Source organism: Sphingomonas sp. (assembly GCF_041661825.1).
Lineage (GTDB): Bacteria > Pseudomonadota > Alphaproteobacteria > Sphingomonadales > Sphingomonadaceae > Sphingomonas.
Window position 1 is genome coordinate 1,288,616 of the sequence record NZ_JBAZTU010000001.1, and the last position, 19,389, is coordinate 1,308,004.

14 protein-coding genes are annotated in these 19,389 nt (G+C 66.0%); 8 read left to right on the forward strand and 6 right to left on the reverse strand.

Translation table 11 applies throughout. The annotated features are described in order from the left end of the window. Window positions 1-46 precede the first annotated feature (46 nt). Genes WC729_RS05965 through WC729_RS05975 form a run of 3 tightly spaced genes read left to right on the forward strand, consistent with a single transcriptional unit; the run spans window position 47 to window position 5,811 of the window. Window positions 47-3,253 carry an efflux RND transporter permease subunit gene (locus WC729_RS05965; RefSeq protein WP_372850521.1) on the forward strand — a complete coding sequence of 1,069 codons (3,207 nt, stop codon included), beginning with the start codon at window positions 47-49 and terminating at the stop codon, window positions 3,251-3,253. After that, a complete protein-coding gene (locus WC729_RS05970; RefSeq protein ID WP_372850523.1) occupies window positions 3,246-4,430 on the forward strand; it encodes an efflux RND transporter periplasmic adaptor subunit in 1,185 nt (394 codons plus the stop codon). Before WC729_RS05965 ends, WC729_RS05970 begins: the two co-directional genes overlap by 8 nt. Further along, window positions 4,384-5,811, forward strand: a complete 1,428-nt coding sequence (locus WC729_RS05975) for an efflux transporter outer membrane subunit (RefSeq protein ID WP_372850525.1) — start codon at window positions 4,384-4,386, stop codon at window positions 5,809-5,811. Before WC729_RS05970 ends, WC729_RS05975 begins: the two co-directional genes overlap by 47 nt. On the opposite strand, the gene WC729_RS05980 is transcribed toward WC729_RS05975, so the two are convergent. After that, entirely contained in the window at window positions 5,805-6,887 is a 1,083-nt protein-coding gene (locus WC729_RS05980; RefSeq protein ID WP_372850527.1) for an AI-2E family transporter, read from the reverse strand. The genes WC729_RS05975 and WC729_RS05980 overlap by 7 nt on opposite strands. A gap of 72 nt (window positions 6,888-6,959) precedes the next feature. Further along, the gene (locus WC729_RS05985) at window positions 6,960-8,951 is read right to left on the reverse strand and encodes a hypothetical protein (RefSeq protein WP_372850529.1); all 1,992 of its coding nucleotides are present in this window, start codon (window positions 8,949-8,951) and stop codon (window positions 6,960-6,962) included. 522 nt (window positions 8,952-9,473) lie between these two features. Between WC729_RS05985 and WC729_RS05990 the strand changes: the two genes are divergently transcribed. Genes WC729_RS05990 through prfH form a run of 4 tightly spaced genes read left to right on the forward strand, consistent with a single transcriptional unit; the run spans window position 9,474 to window position 12,076 of the window. After that, the gene (locus WC729_RS05990) at window positions 9,474-9,635 is read left to right on the forward strand and encodes a hypothetical protein (protein ID WP_372850531.1); all 162 of its coding nucleotides are present in this window, start codon (window positions 9,474-9,476) and stop codon (window positions 9,633-9,635) included. Then, entirely contained in the window at window positions 9,625-10,356 is a 732-nt protein-coding gene (locus WC729_RS05995; RefSeq protein ID WP_372850533.1) for a hypothetical protein, read from the forward strand. The genes WC729_RS05990 and WC729_RS05995 overlap by 11 nt, the downstream gene beginning before the upstream one ends. Next, complete coding sequence (locus WC729_RS06000; RefSeq protein WP_372850535.1) at window positions 10,353-11,456, forward strand: RNA ligase RtcB family protein; 1,104 nt, start codon at window positions 10,353-10,355, stop codon at window positions 11,454-11,456. Before WC729_RS05995 ends, WC729_RS06000 begins: the two co-directional genes overlap by 4 nt. Further along, window positions 11,453-12,076: a peptide chain release factor H gene (gene prfH, locus WC729_RS06005; protein ID WP_372850537.1), complete on the forward strand. Its 624-nt coding sequence runs from the start codon at window positions 11,453-11,455 to the stop codon at window positions 12,074-12,076. The genes WC729_RS06000 and prfH overlap by 4 nt, the downstream gene beginning before the upstream one ends. On the opposite strand, the gene WC729_RS06010 is transcribed toward prfH, so the two are convergent. Continuing rightward, on the reverse strand, window positions 12,050-12,712 hold the full coding sequence (locus tag WC729_RS06010; protein ID WP_372850539.1) for a hypothetical protein: 663 nt from the start codon (window positions 12,710-12,712) through the stop codon (window positions 12,050-12,052). The genes prfH and WC729_RS06010 overlap by 27 nt on opposite strands. Before the next feature lie 57 nt (window positions 12,713-12,769). Further along, window positions 12,770-12,997: an SHOCT domain-containing protein gene (locus tag WC729_RS06015; protein ID WP_372850541.1), complete on the reverse strand. Its 228-nt coding sequence runs from the start codon at window positions 12,995-12,997 to the stop codon at window positions 12,770-12,772. A 267-nt stretch (window positions 12,998-13,264) separates the two neighbouring features. On the opposite strand from WC729_RS06015, the gene WC729_RS06020 reads away from it, so the two are divergent. After that, window positions 13,265-15,943 (forward strand): TonB-dependent receptor, encoded by a 2,679-nt coding sequence (locus WC729_RS06020; protein WP_372850543.1) that lies wholly within the window; start codon window positions 13,265-13,267, stop codon window positions 15,941-15,943. Here the strand turns inward: WC729_RS06020 and WC729_RS06025 are convergent. Then, on the reverse strand, window positions 15,916-16,185 hold the full coding sequence (locus tag WC729_RS06025) for a hypothetical protein (protein WP_372850545.1): 270 nt from the start codon (window positions 16,183-16,185) through the stop codon (window positions 15,916-15,918). The two genes, WC729_RS06020 and WC729_RS06025, sit on opposite strands and share 28 nt — an antisense overlap. A gap of 601 nt (window positions 16,186-16,786) precedes the next feature. Beyond that, window positions 16,787-19,207 carry a hypothetical protein gene (locus WC729_RS06030; protein ID WP_372850547.1) on the reverse strand — a complete coding sequence of 807 codons (2,421 nt, stop codon included), beginning with the start codon at window positions 19,205-19,207 and terminating at the stop codon, window positions 16,787-16,789. Window positions 19,208-19,389 lie beyond the last annotated feature (182 nt).

Consider the following 19,389-nt stretch of genomic DNA (forward strand, 5'->3'; position numbering starts at 1 on the left):
TGCTGCTCCTCCCCAGGGCACGGAGATCCGCCATGATCGGACCCAAATGATCGGAATCGTCAAGGTCGCCCTCACGCGCCCGTTGACCTTCATTGTAATGGCGATCCTGATCGCGATCGTCGGCGTGCTGTCGGCGGCGCGCACCCCGGTCGACATCTTCCCCGAGATCAAGGTCCCGGTGATCGCCGCGGCCTGGAATTATTCCGGCCTGTCGCCCGACGACATGTCCGGCCGGATCATCACGCCCTACGAGCGCATCCTGACTACCACGGTCAACGATATCGACCATATCGAGAGCCAGTCGATGCCCGGCATCGGCATCGTGAAGATCTATTTCCAGCCCGGCGTCGACATCCGCACCGCGACCGCGCAGGTGACGTCGGTGTCGCAATCGGTGCTGCGCCAGCTTCCGCCCGGCACGACGCCGCCGCTGATCCTGAACTATAATGCCTCGACCGTGCCGATCCTGCAGCTCGCCTTGTCGGGCAAGGGCCTGTCGGAGGGGCGCATCTTCGATCTCGCGCAGAACAGCATCCGTCCCGGGCTCGTCACGGTGCCGGGCGCCGCCATCCCCTATCCATCGGGCGGACGATCGCGGCAGATCCAGATCGACATGGACCCCCAGGCGCTCCAGTCCAAGGGGCTCTCCGCGCAGGACGTGACCAACGCCATCGCCGCGCAGAACCAGATCAATCCGGCCGGTTTCGTCAAGATCGGCGGCTATCAATATACCGTCCGCCTCAATAACGCGCCGGGATCGATCGAAGAGCTGAACGCGCTGCCGGTCAAGGTGGTCGATGGCGGCACCATCACCATGCGCGACATCGCCCATGTCCGCGACGGCACCGCGCCGCAGACCAATGTCGTGCATGTCGACGGATCGCGATCGGTGCTGATGACGATCCTGAAGAACGGCGCGACCTCGACGCTCGCGATCGTGCAGGGCATCAAGGATGCGCTGCCGACTATCCAGACGACCTTGCCCGACACGCTGAAGATCGTGCCGATCGGCGACCAGTCGCTGTTCGTGAAGGCTGCGATCAATGGCGTGGTCAAGGAAGGCGCGATCGCGGCGGCGCTGACCAGCCTGATGATCCTGCTGTTCCTGGGATCGTGGCGGTCGACCGTGATCATCGCCGTCTCGATCCCGCTCGCCATCCTGGCCGCGCTGATCGCGCTGGCCGCGACCGGGCAGACGCTCAACATCATGACGCTGGGCGGGCTCAGCCTCGCGGTCGGCATCCTGGTCGACGATGCGACGGTGACGATCGAAAACATCAACTGGCATATGGAGCAGGGCAAGGGTGTGATCCCCTCGATCCTCGACGGCGCGGCCCAGATCGTGACGCCGGCCTTCGTCTCGCTGCTGTGCATCTGCATCGTGTTCGTGCCGATGTTCTTCCTGCCGGGCATCGCCGGATTCCTGTTCGTGCCGCTGGCGTTCGCCGTGGTGTTCGCGATGATCGCATCGTTCATCCTGTCGCGCACGCTGGTGCCGACCATGGCGATGTTCCTGCTGAAGCCGCATGCGCCGGGTCACGGCCACGAAGCGGGCACCCCGGACTCGCGCAACCCGCTGGTCCGCTTCCAGCGCGGGTTCGAGGCGCGGTTCGAGCGGATCCGCACGGGCTATGGCGTGCTGCTCGAGCGCGCGCTCGGTTCGGGCCGGCGCTTCGTGATTGGCTTCCTTGCGGTGGTTGCGCTGTCCTTCCTGCTGGTGCCGTTCCTGGGGCAGAATTTCTTCCCCTCGGTCGATGCCGGGCAGATCACCCTGCACATCCGCGCGCCGATCGGGTCGCGCATCGAGCAGACCTCGGCCCAGTTCGACCGAATCCAACGCCGCATCCGGCAGATCATCCCGGCGGACCAGCTGGTGTCGATCGTCGACAATATCGGCCTGCCCTTCAGCAGCATCAATCTGGTCTATAATAATTCGGGCACGATCGGCCCGCAGGACGGCGACATCCTGATCCAGCTGTCGAAGGATCACGCGCCGACCGACGACTATGTACGCAAGCTGCGCGAGGAATTGCCGCGCGCCTTTCCCGGCACGACCTTTTCCTTCCTGCCCGCCGACATCACCAGCCAGATCCTGAATTTCGGCGCGCCGGCGCCGATCGACGTGCAGATCACCGGCGGGCGCAACCAGGCCGCCAATTACGTCTATGCGCGCAACATCCTGCGCAAGCTGCAGGCCATCCCCGGCGTGGCCGATGCCCGGATCCAGCAGAGCGCACGCTATCCCGAGATGCGCGTTGCGGTCGACCGCAGCCGGATCAGCCAGTTCGGGCTGACCGAGCGCGACGTGACCAACGGCCTGGCAGGTGCGCTTGCCGGATCGGGCCAGACATCCCCGGTCTTCTACCTCAACCCCGAAAACGGCGTGTCCTATTCAGTTGTCGCGCAGACCCCGGAATATCGCGTCGGATCGCTGAGCGACCTGCAGAACATCCCGATCACCGGCGCCGGCCATGCCGGATCGCAGGTGCTGGGCGGCATCGCCACCATGTCGCGCGGCAACGCCGCCGCGATCGTCTCTCATTACAACATCGCGCCCGCGATCGACATCTTCGCGACGCCCAGCGGGCGCGATCTCGGCGCGGTGGCGGGTGACATCAACCGGGTGCTGAAACAGATGAAGGCCGAGGCGCCGAAGGGCGTGACCGTCACCCTGCGCGGCCAGTACCAGACGATGAACACCGCCTTTTCCGGCCTGTTCTTCGGCCTGATCGGGGCGATCCTGCTGATCTACCTGCTGATCGTGGTGAATTTCCAGAGCTGGCTCGACCCGTTCGTGATCATCACTGCCTTGCCGGGCGCGATCGCGGGCATCATCTGGATGCTGTTCGTGACGGGCACGACGTTGTCGGTGCCGGCACTGACCGGCGCGATCATGTGCATGGGCGTGGCGACGGCCAATTCGATCCTGGTGGTGAGCTTCGCGCGCGAGCGGCTGGCCGAACATGGCGACGCGATGAAGGCAGCGCTGGAGGCGGGCGTCACGCGCTTCCGCCCGGTGCTGATGACCGCGCTCGCCATGATCATCGGCATGGTGCCGATGGCGCTGGGGCTGGGCGAAGGCGGCGAGCAGAATGCGCCGCTCGGCCGCGCGGTGATCGGCGGGCTGATCGTCGCGACGGTCGCGACATTGATGTTCGTGCCAGTGATCTTCAGCCTCGCGCATCGCCGCGACGCGGAAAAGACAAGCAAGCGCGCCGCCATCGCCGCCGCGCTGGAGGAATCGCATGCCTGACGTCCGTACCGACTCCCTGGACGCGCGCCCTTCGGTCAATTTGCGGACCGTCGCCATCGTCGCGGTGGCGGTCGCGCTGCTGATCGTCGCGTTCGGCATCTTCAGCCGGATGCGGGCGCAAAGCAGCCTCACGACCTGGACCGATGCGCAAGCCACCCCCGTCGTCACCATCATCCGCCCGACGCCGGCGGAAAAGACCGATGCGCTGACCCTGCCGGGCAGCGTACAGGCCTATAACAGCGCCGCGATCTACGCCCGCACCACGGGCTATATCAGCCGCTGGTTCGTCGATATCGGCGATTCCGTGCGCGCCGGGCAGGTGCTTGCCGTGCTCGATGCGCCCGAGGTGGATCAGCAGGTCGCCGCCGCCCGCGCCGATCTCCAGACGGCCCAGGCCAATCGCGCGCTCGCTCAGTCGACCGCCGCACGCTGGAACAATTTGCTGTCGAAGGACGCGGTGTCGAAGCAGGAGACCGACGAGAAAGCGGGCGATCTCGCCGCCAAGACCGCCATCGCCAATGCGGCGAACGCGAATGTGCGGCGGCTCGGCGCGTTGCAGGGCTTCACCCGATTGGTCGCGCCCTTTTCGGGCGTGGTGACGAGCCGGTCGACCCAGATCGGTGCGCTCGTCACCGCGGGCACCGCCGCCTCGACACCGCTGTTCACGGTCGCCGATATCGCGCGGATGCGTGTCTATGTGCGGGTGCCGCAGCCTTATTCGGGCGCGTTCCATCCGGGCTTGCACGCCTCGCTCAACGTGCCCGAATATCCGGGACGCGATTTCGATATCGAGATGGTGCGGAGCGCCGGCGCGGTCGATCCGCAATCGGGCACCGTGCTGATGGAATTCCAGGCGACGAACGGCGACCGCGCGCTGAAGCCGGGCGCCTATGCCCAGGTCAAGCTGCCGCTCGGCGCGGGCAGCCCGGGGGCGGGCGTGCGCCTGCCGCCGAGCGCGCTGATCATCGGGGCGAACGGGACTCAGGTCGCGGTGCTTGGGCCTCACGGCAAGGCACTGCTCAAGACCATCACGATCGGACGGGACAATGGCGACAATGTCGAGATCAGCGCCGGGCTGACCGCGAACGACCGGGTGATCGACAATCCGCCGGACTCGCTGCAGTCGGGGGATGCGGTGCGGACGGCGCAGCCGGGGGCGACCCGTGCGGCGAGCTGAGGCCGTACTGATAGCGGTGCTTGCGACGAGCCTCGCGAGCTGTTCGCTCGCCCCGCCCGAAACGCTCCCGCCCAGCCCCGCCGCGCCCGCGTACAAGGAGCTTGGCCCGTGGCAGCCCATCGCCGCGACGCCGCCCGAGGCGGGCAAATGGTGGACGCTGTTCGCCGACCCGATCCTCAACGACCTCGAAGCCCGCATCGAAGCGGCGAACCCCGATCTGGCCGCCGCGGTCGCGCGCTATGACCAGGCCCGCGCCGCGCTCCGCGAGACGGGCGCACAGGCGCTGCCCAGCGTCGATGTTGGTGCCGATGCCGATCGCTCGCGCATCTCCGCCGGCCGGCCGTTCGGCTCCGGCAAGGCGGCGACCGATAGCGATCTGCGCGTGGGGGCCTCGCTCGCCTATGAGATCGACTTGTTCGGTCGCGTGCGCAATTCGATCAGGGCCAGCGCCGCGGACACCCGGGCAAGCGCGCAGGATCTGGCCGCCGTGCGGCTGGGCCTGCAGGCAGTGCTGGCCGACAATTATGTGCGGATGCGAGGGCTCGACGCGCGCATCACCCTGCTGAAGCAGACCGTCGAAGCGTTCCAGCGCGCGTATGACCTGACCGACACGCGCCACGCCGGCGGCATCGCCTCGGGCATCGACGTCAGCCGTGCCTCCTCGATCCTGTCGAGCGCGAAGGCCGAACTGTCCTCGGTCGCCGCCGACCGCGCCGCGCTGGAGCATGCCGTCGCGATCCTGGTCGACGAATCCCCGTCGAGCTTTTCGCTGGCGGTGGCCGAGATGCCGCTTGCCCCGCCGGTGATCCCGGTCGGCGTGCCCTCCGACTTGCTCCAGCGCCGCCCCGATGTGGTCGCCGCAGCGGAGCGGATCGCCGCGGCCAATGCACGCATCGGCGTGGCACGCGCCGCGCAATATCCGTCGTTCACGCTGGGCGGATCCGGCGGGTTCGAAGCCGGCGACAGCGGCATCTTCAGCGCGCCCAACGCTTTCTGGGCGCTCGGGCCGCTGTCGGCCGCGCTGTCGCTCTTCGACGGCGGCGCCCGCCGCGCCCGGGTGAAGATCAGCCGCGCGCAATATGACGAGGCGGCGTCGAGCTATCGCTCGACCGTGCTCACCGCTTTCCGCGAAGTGGAGGACGATCTTGCCCGCGCCCGCTATCTCGTGACGCAGGAGGCCGACCAGCAGGCGGCGACGACGGCGGCCGAACGCACCCGCGACCTGGCGCTGATCCGCTACCGCGACGGCGCGGCGGATTATCTGGAAGTGGTGACCGCCCAGACCGCCGCGCTCGACGCTCAGCGCTCCTTGCTGGACGTGCGCACCAGCCGGCTGCAGGTCGCGGTGGCGACGGTGCAGGCGGTCGGCGGGGTTTACTGAGCGGCGGGAATTTCCTCGGCCTGTCCCGGCGTCTCCAGGAACTCGCGCCACAGCATCACCAGCACCGCCATCGTCGCCGGGCCGATGAACAGGCCGAGCAATCCCAGGGTTTCGACGCCCCCGAGGATGCCGATCAACACCCATAGAAAGGGTAGCCGGGTCGCCCCGCCGATCAGCACGGGGCGGACGAAGTGATCGGCGATGCCGACCACGACCAGCCCGATCACCATCACCGCCACCGCGCCGGCAACCGACCCCATCCCGATCAGCAGCGCCCCCGCGATCGCGAAGACCAGCGCAGCGCCGAACGGGATCATCGCCGCCACCGCCGTCACCGAGCCGAGCAGCAGGGGATGTGGCACCCCGAGCACGATATAGACGATCGTCATCACCGCGCCCTCGCCGATGCCGACCAGGACGAGGCCGTCGATCGTCCCGCGGATCGAACGCAGCGCCTGCACGCCGACCCGCTCCCCGGTCGGACCGAACAGGCGGTCTCCGGCACGGCGCATCTGCGCGATGATCGATTCGCGGTCGCGGAGCAGGAAGAACAGGGTCAGCAGGGTGAAGGCGAAGACCACTGACCGGTGCAGCACGTTAGTGCCGATCAGGCGCGTATCGGCGACGGCGCGCAGCTGATGAAACTGGTGGACCGCGCCCTCGGGCGTGGCAAGGTTCGCCTGCCACCAGTTGGTCAGCATCTCGCGACCGACCGGCACCTTGGCCACCCACTCCGGCAGCGGCAGGCCGTTCGCCTGGGCCTGAGTCATCCAGACCGAGACGTCATGCGCTTCCCGCGCCGCCTGGGTGATGCCGGCCGCGACCGGCACGAGCACCACCAGCGCGACCAGCAAGGTGATGGCAGTGGCGATCCAGGTGCGGCCCGCCGGCCACCGCGCACGCAGCCGCATATGCATCGGGTCGATCGCCACCGCGATCACCACCGCCCAGGCCAGCGAGGGCAGGAAAGTCCAGGCGATCCACAGTCCCAGCAGCGCGAGCAGGCCGGCCAGGGTGAGCCTGGCGATATGGGTCGCGCGGGGCGCGGACGGTTCGGGTTGGTCCATGAAAGACATTTAGCGCACTCCCACCCTTCCGTCTCGCTCGGCAAGGCGAAAGGATGGGAAGTGCGCCGGCCCTCGCCGCGGTCAGGCGGGCCGTGGCCGGACCGTGCCGCGCCCGATGCAGAAGGTCTTCGGGACCGGCCAGTTCGGATCGTCGTTCAGTCCGTTGGTCAGCCGCCGCCGCGTCGTCAGCGTCACCGTGTAGGAACAGGTCGGCCAGGTCGAAATGTCCTCATGGTGCGTGCCGGCGCCACCGCGGGCGGTGGAAGGCGGCGGTGGCGGGCTGGTCAGCGAGACGCCCGGCGCCGCCGTCGACAGGCCGATGCTCCAGTCCCGGATCAGCTCGTGATCGACGCTGTATTCGATATCGAGTGCCGAGCTGAGCGGGGAACAGGGCGTGCCGCCGCCGGTATGGAACTGCAGCAGATCGAGCAATGCGACCTGGCTCCAGTTGTTGATCCGCACCTTGCCGATCTGGTTGGTATAGTCGGGCGCCGCCCCGCCATTGACCAGACCGATGGTGTTCGCGCGCGTCGCCTGGAAGATGATCGCGCAATCGACGCCGTTCTTCTGGTCGCCGACGGGCACCGCGGTTCCGGCCGCTACGCCGGTTGGTGCCGCACCGTTGGGCAGGATCGCCGCCAGCGAATTGAACCCCATCAGATAGCCGCTGAACGCATCGTCAAGGGCACGCTGGTCGACCAGCACCCAGCCGTCCGCATCGGGCACGATGAAATGGTCGGGCGGGGTGGGATCGGCGGTTGGCGTCGGCGGTGTCGGGGTTGGGCCGGTGCCGCGCAGGCGTACGGTCTGCAGCGTGTTGGGATCGCCATTCCACAAGGTATAGCGCGTCCCCACCAGCACTTCCGCAGCGAAACCGGGGCCGATCGGGATCGGTTGCGCTGCGCCTGCCGGCTGGAACAGGAAGCGGTACGCCATGTCCTCGGCCGGGTGGGCGGGATCCTTTTTCGGGCAGAAGCCGCGCAGGCTCATGGCGCCGAAGAAGCCGAAATCGGGGCCGCCATGGCCACCGCGCGGGCCGACGGTGCGGCCGGTCGCCGGGCTGATATCGCCGGTGATGCTGAAATCGCCGATATGCGTGAACCACGGATGATAATCGATGTTGACGCACACCAGCTTGCAGAAGCGGCCACAGCGCCAGCCGCAGATCCAGTGGCATAGCTGAAGGGCGAAGCGTTCGAACTTGTACTGCTTGATCAGCGCGGTCCAAGCATCGACATTGCCGGTACCGACCGCCGCGCTGAAGCGCATCAGGTCGGTCGGGTTCTGCGCCAGCTTGACGATCGCGGCGGCGAATTCACGCGCCTCCTTGATCTGCGCCGGCCCTTCGATCGCGGCGAACGGGAAGGGTCGCGCCAAGGTCAGGCAGACCAGGACGCAGCGCCAGGAACAGAAGAATTCGCACACGAAGTGACAGCGCAGCCCCAGTTGCGCGCCGGTGATCGCCGCACCCAGCTTGGCCGCGTCCCCGGCCGTCGATGCGATGACCGCCGCGCGAAACGCCTTTTCGTCCTTGACCAGCACGCCGATGGCGCGCGCCGCCGCCTGGAGCTCGACCCAGAGCACCGGCCGCTCGATCTTGCCGACATGGCAGATCCAGCGGCACACCAGCCGATAGCGGATCACGCACAGCCAGTGGCAGAACAGATGTGCATAGGGCTCGATCTTGAGCAGCTTCAGGATGTCGGCGAAGCCCGCCCGGTCGCGCTTGGCCAGCACGTCGGCGACGCGCCGCACCAGCTTTTCATCCTCCCCCAGCCGGATGATCGCCTTGGCCAGGACGCGCGGATCGAGCGCGGTCGCAGGCTGTGGCGGGCCCGCGAGCTCCAGGCACAGGAAAACGCACTCCTTGGTGCGGATCCAGTGGCAGATCCTGTGGCAATGGATCTGCAATTGCGCGCGCTCGAGCACGGACTGGAACTTCTTCGCGTCCTCGGCGCGAAACGCGGCATATGCGGTATCGAAGGCGCCCCGCGCCTGCAGCAGATTGGCAATCGCATCGGATTGTCCGAGCAGATCGCCCAGCACTTCGATGTCTTGAATATGGTCGGCCATGATCTTCTCCTCAGGATGATGCCCCCCGAGTTGAGTCTGCGACCCTGCGGATAATTGTATCGATATCGAATCGATCAATCGGTCGATTCGGCCCTCACGGCTGAAATACTGCCGTGCCTCAACCAATGTATTGGTCGGAAACGACATTGCCACATGATTAACCTCAAGCCATTTATCACGAGGACCAGGCCATTCTCCCTGACGCGGGATTGTCCGCCGTCACGTGTCGCCGACGAGTTGCTGTCATATTGGTGGCATCTGCGGCATGGAATGCGATCTGGATCTTCCACGCCGCGAACCACGCCCTCGACAGCGACTCCAGGGAACATCACGGGCGTGTTGCGGATTTGGCACGCCCCTTGGGAAGTTGCCCGGCACCCTTGATCGATCCCGGTGCCGCGCGTATTGGCCGCGCGTCGATACCGACAATGTTCCTCGAACCGGAAAGGAGTGCTCCATGCGACCCGCAACTGCAAACAGCTCGATCACTCTCCTAGTCCGTAGTGTTCAGGAACAATTTGCATGGGCAAGCCCTGTAAAGGCGATCTCGATCGCCTGACCGATTCTTGCGGCCATCTGGCCGCATCATTTCCCGTTTTTCGTTTCCATCTTCCGCCATGGTTTCCGCGGTTGGTTTCGTATGTCGACATCCTCGTTTCCGGGGAGGTTCGCCATGCGCGCTGACATGTTCAAGGTCATCGTCGAGCGACCCCGCTGGGGATCGCGCGACGCGCCGCCGATAAAGCTCCGAAAGGATCATACCGACCGCATCCATATCGGCCTCAAGCGGCATGCCTGCGAACAGACCTGCTTCACCAAGGGGCTCAACGAGAATCTGAATCCACTGATCCGCTTCGTGCGCAGCCGGGTGGGGCGGCCATGGGACGAGGTGTTCAGCGAGATCTGCGCCGGACTCGACACGGGCAGCACGGTGAAGATGCATGTGCGCCAGCATCTCGAGGATTTCATCGCGGTCCGTATCTCACGTGGCCGTTATGGCGAGTGGCTGCTCGACGGGTTGCCGCTCGATCAGGGCGGGCGCCGTTTCTACCCGCGCGATTTCTATGTCGATCCGGAGGACGGCATTCTGAAGGATGGCGCGACCTTCTGGCGGGAGCGCGGCCGGAAGATCGACTCGCGCAAGGCCATTCGTCGCGCCGTTCGCATGCCGGTGCGGTGCGACGAGCTGCGCTGGATCGACGGGAGTCGCCTCGTGCTGCGTCGGGAAAAGGGCTGGTTCCTCTACCGACTCGACGGTCGGCCGCCGATCAGCGACTTCGACCTCCGGGATTTGCTGGTGGCATCGGCCTGGCGCAGCGGCGCGGATTGGTCGGTCATCGAGCAGCGCCAATTGTCGAAGCGCGAGATGAAGAAATGGGCGCCGCTGTGGAGGTACGGGGCATGAGTGCGCACGTCGATATCATCGCCTCGCCCGAGAGCTGGATCGAGCAGGCAGCGATCGACCAGCTCCACCAGACGGCGGCGCTGGAGGGAATGGACCGCATCGTCGGCCTGCCCGATCTCCACGCCGGGCGCGGCATCGCGGTTGGGGCGGCCTTCTGGTCGCGCACCCGTGTGTTCCCGCATCTCGTTGGCAATGACATCGGCTGCGGCATGGGGTTTTGGGCGAGCGACACGCCGGTGCGCAAGTTCCGGCTCGACGCTGCCGATCGCAAGCTGCACGGGCTGGAGGCGCCTTGGTCGGGCGACCATGGCGCACGGCTCGAGGAAGCGGGATTGCCGCCATCGCTGATGGGCGAAGCACTGGGCAGCATCGGCGCCGGCAATCATTTCGCCGAATTGCTTGCGGTCGATACGGTGCTCGACGAAGACAGCTTCGTCGCACTCGGCATCGACCGCAATGCCGTGCAGCTCATGGTGCATAGCGGCTCGCGCGGGCTGGGCGATGCGATCCTGGTGCGGCATCTTGCGCATCGAAATGCCCAGTCGCTGGAGGCCGGATCGAGCGACTGTGCTGCCTATCTGGCGGAGCATGACCAGGCGGTGCGCTGGGCAGTGCTCAACCGGGAGGTGATCGCGGAACGCTTCTGTGAGCGGCTCGGCATGAGAGCCGTTCGTCTGCTCGACATCTGCCACAACAGCGTGACGCCCTGGGACGGCGGCTGGCTTCACCGCAAGGGCGCGGCACCGGCTGACAAGGGGCCGATCGTGGTGCCGGGGTCGCGCGGCGACCTGACCTGGCTGGTCCGGCCCAAGCCGGACGCCGGGGACCGCGCGCTGCAATCGCTGGCGCATGGCGCGGGCCGGAAATGGAGTCGGAGCGAGGCGCGCGCGAAGCTCGACCGGCGCTACAGCATCGCCGATCTCGAACGGACCAGGCTGGGCAGCCGAGTGATCTGCGAAGATCGCGCGCTGATCTATGAGGAGGCGCCGCAGGCGTACAAGGACATCGCCCAGGTGATCGACGATCTCGACCGGGCCGGGCTGATCGAAGTGATCGCCACACTACGTCCGCTCATCACCTACAAGACGAGGCGGTCATGAACGAGATCATCCTCCATCTCTCCGCCGGGCAGGGGCCCGAAGAATGCCAATGGGTCGTGGCGCAACTGGCGCACGCCTTTTGCCGCGAGGCGATGTCGATGGGGCTGACGGGCGAGCCGGTCGAGCCCGTCGACGGCCCAAGCGCCTCGATCCTGATCCGCATCAGCGGCGAAGGCAGCGATGGTTTTGCCCGAGCCCGGACGGGCACGATCCGCTGGATCGGCACCAGCCCGTTCCGCCCGACGCACAAGCGCCGCAACTGGTTCGTCGGGGTGAAGCCCGTCCCGACGATCGAGGATATCCCCGACTTCCGCGACGCGGACATCCGCTACCAGACCCTCCGCGCATCGGGCCCGGGCGGGCAGCATGTCAACAAGACCGACAGCGCGGTGCGGGCGACGCATGTGCCGACCGGCCTGACCAGCGTCTCGCAAGATCAGAGATCGCAATTCGCCAACCGCAAGATCGCCCGGCTGAAGCTGGCGATGCAGTTCGACGAGCAGCGCCGGCAGGGGGTCGCGGGCGGCAAGCGTGCGTTATGGACCCAGAATCAGGAGCTGGAACGCGGCAATGCGGTGCGGACCTATGAGGGGCTAAAGTTCCAACCGGGGCTCCGCTGAACCAAACACCCAGAAGGATGCCGGGTCGAAGCGTTCCGGACTCATCGGTTCGGTGCCATGCTCGAAACAGGCGTTGATCATGGCGTCCACCGTCGCTGTCTGCTCATCGGTCAGCGTTGCGCGGTAGATCACCGCGCAGGTCCGTTCGGGAATCGCAACGCGATAATCTGCCCCGAAGATGTCGTCGAACAGGTGCGGCAGGAGCAATCGGGACGGCCCCACCGCATCCTCCTGCAGCAAGACATAGACGAATGGGCGTCCGGTATCGTCGAGCTTTTCGCCTGACGCGCGCAGCCTTCCGCCGCTCATGTCCGCGAGATTCTTCATCGCCTCAGCGCGCCAGTCGATTGCCAGGCCATCCCAATAGGCCGCCTGATCGTGGTTAACGTGAAAGAACATGTTCCCGTCGCCCATGACAGTCCACGCCACCGCAAGCGGAAGCTGGCCAAGGCGCATAATCGGGCCGGGCCAATCGAGGCTCAAACATTCTTCAGGGACGATTATCGGCACCAGCCTGGTCATGTCGCGCTGTGAAGGATCGAGCGCCAGACCGTCGCGCAGCGCTCCGATCCGCGCCGCCTCCCCCTCTGGCAAGACCTTGCGCGGAAACAACATTCTGACCAAGCGCAACAACATTGCCTGCGAATACCTGAATTTCGGACGTGGTTCCAACCAGCCCTAGCCCGACCCGGCTCAGCCGGCGACACTTATTGCGGCGAGAACGACCAGCGCGGCACCGCCGGTGATCGCCACTGCCTTCGCGGCCGTGCCGACCGGGTCGGGCATCAGCGCCGGAAGGCGGCAGGCGCTGACCCGAAGCAGATGGGCCTTGCGCCGCTGGAATTCGTCTTCGGGCAGTAATCCCTGATCGCGCCGGGCGAACAGATACTGCAGTTCCTCACCGATCGTTCGCCTGGACATGCTCCCCTCCGGTTCTGGCGATGAGGCAAGCTACGCCCAAAAACGCGGCATGGATGCACCTGACGGCGGTTTCAGTACCGTTATGGTCCTAGTTGCAGGCTGCCGGTCCGGACTGGGCGGCCCGCTTCACAAAAACCCGATTCCGTAACGGAAATGCCGTCAAACGGTCATGGCCCGGTAACGTTGACCCGCAAGGGCGACGGCGGGGAGATTGCCACCAAAGCGGCGGTAACTCCCGTCTCGCCGAAGAGCGTTTAGGGGAAAATCATGAACCGCATTCGCACCGCCGCCCGGCTGGGCGTCTCGATCGTTGCCATCTGCGTCGCAGCTGCCGCACAGGCCCAGACCACGCCCTCGATCGACGAGAGCGCCGACACGTCGGGCGACATCGTCGTCACCGGCCAGCGCGGCAGCCTGCAGCGCGCGATCGAATTGAAGCGCGACGCGATCGGCGTGACCGATATCGCGAGCGCCGACGAGATCGGCCGCCTGCCCGACCGCAACGTCTCCGAAGTAGTGGAGCATCTGCCCGGCGTCGGCGTCACCTATGACCAGGGCGAGGGTCGTTACGTCTCGATCCGCGGCGTGCCGTCCAACCTCAACAACTATACGCTGAACGGCATCGAGGTCGGCAATCCCGACGGCACCACCCGCTCGCTGCCGCTCGACATCATCTCCGGCCAGCTACTCAACCGGGTCGAGGTGGCGAAGGTCAAGACCGCCGACATGGACGGCCAGGGCATCGGCGGTACGATCAACCTGGTCACGCAGACCGCGTTCGACTTCAAGGACAAGTTCACCATCGCGGGCAGCGCCAAGGCCGGGTATCAGGAGCTCAACCACAAGGTGCCGGTGCAGGCCGATCTGAGCCTTGCCACCCGGTTCGGCGCAGACGAACAGTTCGGCCTGGTGCTCGGCGCCAGCTATTCGAACCGCGATTTCGTCAGCGAAGGCTTTTATCCGGATAACTGGAAACCGGTCGCGGGCGCGGCGCGCGGCGGCATTCCCGACAATATCAAATATACCGAATATTCGCTCGACCGCCACCGCATCGGCGCGACCGGCGCGTTCGACTGGCACCCGAACGACCACCAGACTTTCTATATCCGCGGCGTCTATTCGAAGTTCATCGAAGACGAGGTCCGGCCGCGCTATCGCCTGGACTTCGCGACCGCAGGGGGGCTGGGCGTTACGGATACAAGTCCGACCATCAAGGCGCCGAACGTCCACCTCAATCCGGACGGCCTGACCGGTTATGTGACCGACACCGATCCGCTGTGCGGCAAGCCCGTCGCCTGCACCGCGCCGGAACGCCGCGAGGATCTGCGGCTCGACTATAAGGCGAAGTGGCTGGCGACCGGCATGATCGGCGGCTCGACCGATCTCGGCGCGCTCAAGCTCGACTATGAAGGCGCGTACAGCCGCAACGAGACGCTCGACAAATTCCCGATCTGGCAGTTCCGCTGCAACCCGGGTCGGGTCGATTTCGACTTCACGCAAAAGGTCTATGCGGCGACGCCGGCGACCGAATGCACCGCGAACCAGATGCAGTTCCGCCAGTTCACCAAACAGCATCAGCTCAACACCGAGAAGATCTGGCAAGGCCGGTTCGATGCCACCTATCAGCTGGACGGCGTGGGCGAGGGCAGCTTCCTGAAGGCCGGTGCGAAATACCGCGCGACCGACCGCGATTTCGACCAGGACAACCCGACCTGGGTTCGCGGATCGGCCCCGAACCGCTGGACGCTCGGCCAATATAATCTCGGCGGCCCCGCGGTCTGCGTCTATCCGAACAGTGCGGATACCGACCAATGCTATAGCAACAACCCGACCTTCAACATTCCGGCGCTGCAGCAATTCACCGATGCGCATCTGGGCGATGCCCTGATGCCGCTCGATCCGGTCGCGACACTCGCCAACAACACGCTGTCCGACTTCCAGCTGACCGAGAAGGTCGCGGCGGTTTATGCCATGGCGAACCTGAACTTCGGCGACATCACGGTGACGCCGGGCCTCCGGTACGAGCATACCGCGCTCGATATCATGGGCTTCCAGCTCCAGAACGGCACGACGATCACGCCTGCCGCCCGTAACAGCAGCTATGACGATTTCCTGCCCTCGCTGGTGGTGCGGATCAAGCCGAGCAGCAACACGGTGTTCCGCCTGGCCTATTCGACCAGCCTTGGGCGGCCCGAATACAGCACGCTCTCGCCGGGCGGATCGATCGACACGGTCAATGCCCAGGTGTCGCTCGGCAATCCGGACCTGAAGCCGTATCGCGCCCAGAACCTCGATGCGACGGGCGAATGGTATTTCGCCAAAGGCGGCCTGCTGAGCGTGGGCGTGTTCGCCAAGTTCATCCGCAACCCGATCTTCTCCCGGGCAACGGTGCTGACCAACACGACCTATAACGGCGTCGCTTATTCGAACTTGACCATCACCCAGCCGTTCAACGCCACCGATGGCGACATCATTGGCATCGAGGCGCAGTATCAGCAGCAATTCACGTTCCTGCCGGGCCTGCTCTCGGGCCTCGGCGTCCAGCTCACGGGGACCCTGACCAGCTCGACGCTGACCGTACCCAACTCGACGCCGACGTCGATGGACGGCCGCAGCTCGACCTTCCCGAACCAGTCCAAATATCTCTATGGCGCCGAGATCTTCTATCAGAAGGGCCCGGTCGAGGCATCGATCGCCTATCACAATACCGGCAAGGCGCTGCTCGCGATCGGCAGGCCTTCCTATAACGACCAGTATAATGACGATCTTCGCCGGCTCGACGCCAAGATCAGCGTCGGCGTGTTCGAGGGCGTCCGTATCTTCGCCGAGGCGCAGAACCTGACCGACGAGGCGACCCGGCAATATCAGGCGGGCAATCCTGACTGGCTGATCCAGAACGAACGCTATGGCCGGACCTTCTACGCTGGCGTATCGGCCAAGTTCTGATGCGCACGCTCCTCCTGCTCGCCGCCGCCATGGCAATGATCACCGCTTCGGCTGGTGGTGCGCAGGAGGTCGCGGCCCCGGCGCTGGCGGCGGCGCCCGAGCTGCGTGCGGCCGAACCGGTCGCGCGCTGGACCGCTGAGGAAGCGCGGCAGGGCGTCGCGGCCGATGCCCGTTTCTTCTATCCGATGACCAACAACCGCATCGGCAAATACGACAAGAAGACCGGCAAGCGCGTCGCCCAATGGGAAGGCCCGCGCGCGCTCTATCCGCACATGAATTCATGTGTGGTCGACGGCACGCAGCTGATCTGCGCTGCCTCCAACTACCCTGCCGTGCCGATGTCGAGCGCGATCGAGATTTTCGATACAGCGACCCTCAAGCATGTCCGCAGCATCGCCCTGCCCCCGTTGGCCGGCTCGCTCACCTGGATCGAGCGGCGCGGCAAGGACTGGTATGCCGGCCTCGCCAACTACCCCGCCGACCATGGCGGCGAAGTCGGGCACGACCATCGCTGGACGTTGCTTGTGCGGCTCGACGCCGAATTCCGCCCGACCGCGTCATGGCATTTCCCGGACAGCGTGCTCGCGCGCTTGGCCCCGATGAGCTGCTCGGGTGGATCATGGGGCGATGACGGGCTGCTCTATGTCACTGGCCACGACCGGCCCGAGCTTTATGCGCTCCGCCTGCCCGAGGCTGGCACGGTGCTCGAGCATGTCGCGACCATCCCGTTGCCGACCGGTCCCAGGCGATCGCCTGGGACCGTTCCGCGCCGCGCACCCTCTGGTCGCTCGACCGCCAGACGCGCAATGTCGTGGCAAGCCGGATACCCGTCGTTCGCTTGCCCTAGCGCGCCGGGGCCATGGATCGCATCGCGCTGGTCATCGGGGCGGGATGGCCGTCGGAGCGGAACTGGAAGACGAAATAGGGCGGGATGCAGATGCCGCGCTGATCGCCCTTGCCGGCGTTGCGCGACAGCCAGGCCTGGTCGGGCTTTTGCTGTCCGAAATCCTTCGGATCGTAGATGCCGGAGACGATTTTCTGCCGTGCCGCGAAATTGGCGTCGCCATTGGCGGCATCATAGCCCATCGGCCTTAGGCAGATATAATCGTCACGGCACGGGGTCGCGACGTCGCAGGCGCGCATGCCGGCATAGGAAGTGCGCTGCGCGAAGCACTGGTTGAGCGTCTTCGTGCCCGCCTTCACCTCGTCCAGGCAGACGTTGAAGCCAGTCGACGCGGTCAGGCCGCAGGTCGATTCCGGCGGCAGACCGAGGCATTCCGACAGGCGCAGCATGCCGCTGGGGAAGCCGCCGGTCAGCGAATCCCGCTTGATCCGGAACTGCTCCTGGGGCGGCAGGCTCGGGTCGGGCGGCGATACGCCTTTGTAGAATTCCTGATGCGCGCCGAAATAGCTGTTGCCGGCCGGCGGATTGGCCGGGAGCATCGCCGCCGGAATCAGCGTGTCGCGATTGGCGCGGTCGTTCCAGTTGCCGACGGGCGCCGGCGTGCTGCGCAGATAGCTGTCCTTGCGATAGCCGCTGCTCGTCACCGTGCCGATCTGCAGCGCGTCACCGATCTCGCGCCGCCCTTCCGGCACGCACACGCCCATGCCCGGCGCGTTGCGAGATTCGAACAAAGCGGTGCAACTATAGCCCGTCTGGCAATCCCATTGCCGCTGGCTGTTCGATCGCTGCGCGGGCATCAGGCAATTGCCGCCCCAGCCGCCGATCAACTGCGTGCCGGCAAGCTGCGGCTTGAACTTGTTCAGCGGCCGCGAGGCATAGCTTTGCGCGAGCTGGTAGCGGCTGAGCGCCTGGCCGGCGGCCAGCTCATCAAGGATCAGCTTGCGCCGTAGTTGATCGCCGTAGAAATGCGGCGAGCCCGGGAGATAGACGGCGTTGGAGACTGGCGTTCCCGCCCGGTCTGCGCCGGGAAAGTGGAAGCCGGCGATCGCTCGCGCCTGGTGGCAGCCGCTGCAGCTCAGCTCGTTCAGCCGCATCCGCACATCCTCGGGCGAGCGCATGAAGCTGAATTGCCGTTGCCGCGTCGATGCCCGCCGGAGCGCAGCGGCGATCAGATTGTCCGTCACCAACTGCTCCTGCGGGGTCGTCGCATCCCAGTAGAGCGCGTTGCCGGATCGGGCCGCGCCGCCCGGCGATACCGATGTCGCGCGGCAGGCGAGGAATTCCTGCGGGATGTTGAGCGTGCCATTGTCGACATCCGACAGCACCACCGGCGAGAGCAGGAAGGACAGGAAGCGGTTGCGCGACATCGGCCGGTTGATGCCCGGATCGCAGGAATTGGCGTCGCCGCGCGGATTGCCCATCAGCCGCGCACGATCGATCTGGTTGGTAAGGAAGCTTGCGGTGAACATCTTGCGGTCCGGATTCCAGCGGAACACGCGGATGACATATTCGGCGGTGCTGCCGAGATCGGTGACGTCAGCGCCCGCGCTGATGCGATAGGCCTGGATATTGAGCTCGACCCGCTCGATATCGCGCCCGCTGAGCGGGGCGACGATGCCGGTCTTCGGATCGGTAAGGTCGGCGACGACCTGTTCCGGCGAGCGTCCGCGCGGGCGACGCATTTCGGCGACCCAGCGCTCCGCCACCTCGCGGCAATTGGTGATGCCCGAGCGGTCGTCGCGCGGGATGGCGGGCAGCACCACGTTCATCGTCACCGGCAGACGCGAGGAGATCGCGCCCTGGCGCAGCGAATAGGAGAAACGATAGACCAGGCTGATCTCGCCGCAGCGGCGATGATCCTCGTCGCCGGGCACGACATCATGGATGAACTGGCGGTCGATGCGGTTGACGATGCCGACCAGTTCCATGCGCGACCCGTTATTGCTGAGGAAGCCGGGGTTGATCTGTTGGCTCGGCTCGATCCCGCCGCTGTTCTGATAGCCGGTCAGGTCCTGTTCGATCGTCTGGCGGATATCCTGCGCCACATTGAGGTTGAACGGATTGGCGAAGGCGCCGACCGGCGCCTCGTGCCGCTCCGCCGTCGAGAGCGCCTGGATCAGGCAGCCGAAGACGAGTGGCCCGGATTTCGCGCAGTCTCCCCCCGGATCGGTGCGGTCGAGCAGGGTCACCACTGATGGGTCAGCGATATAGGGTCCGTCCGATATGTCCGTCGCCGGCGGGGCCAGCGCGACGACCGGCGCCGGCAGCGGCGCTTCCTGGCTGGTACCGCGCGTCGAAGAGGCGGCGATCGCCAGGATCCCCGCGACGATAACGACAACCGAACCTGTCCCGCGGATCATCGGCTCCCCCCTTCCGATCGCGCACGAGCCCGTTTCCCCCACGGCCGCGTGCGCACCTGTCCCAACCGCGAGGATATGCCGCTATCCGCGCGCCGCCACAGGAGATGAAGCCGCTTTGGCGGGAACCCGGCGCAAATTGCCAAGCGCCGCCAAACGCGCGACACTCAGTGAAAGGCCGATGG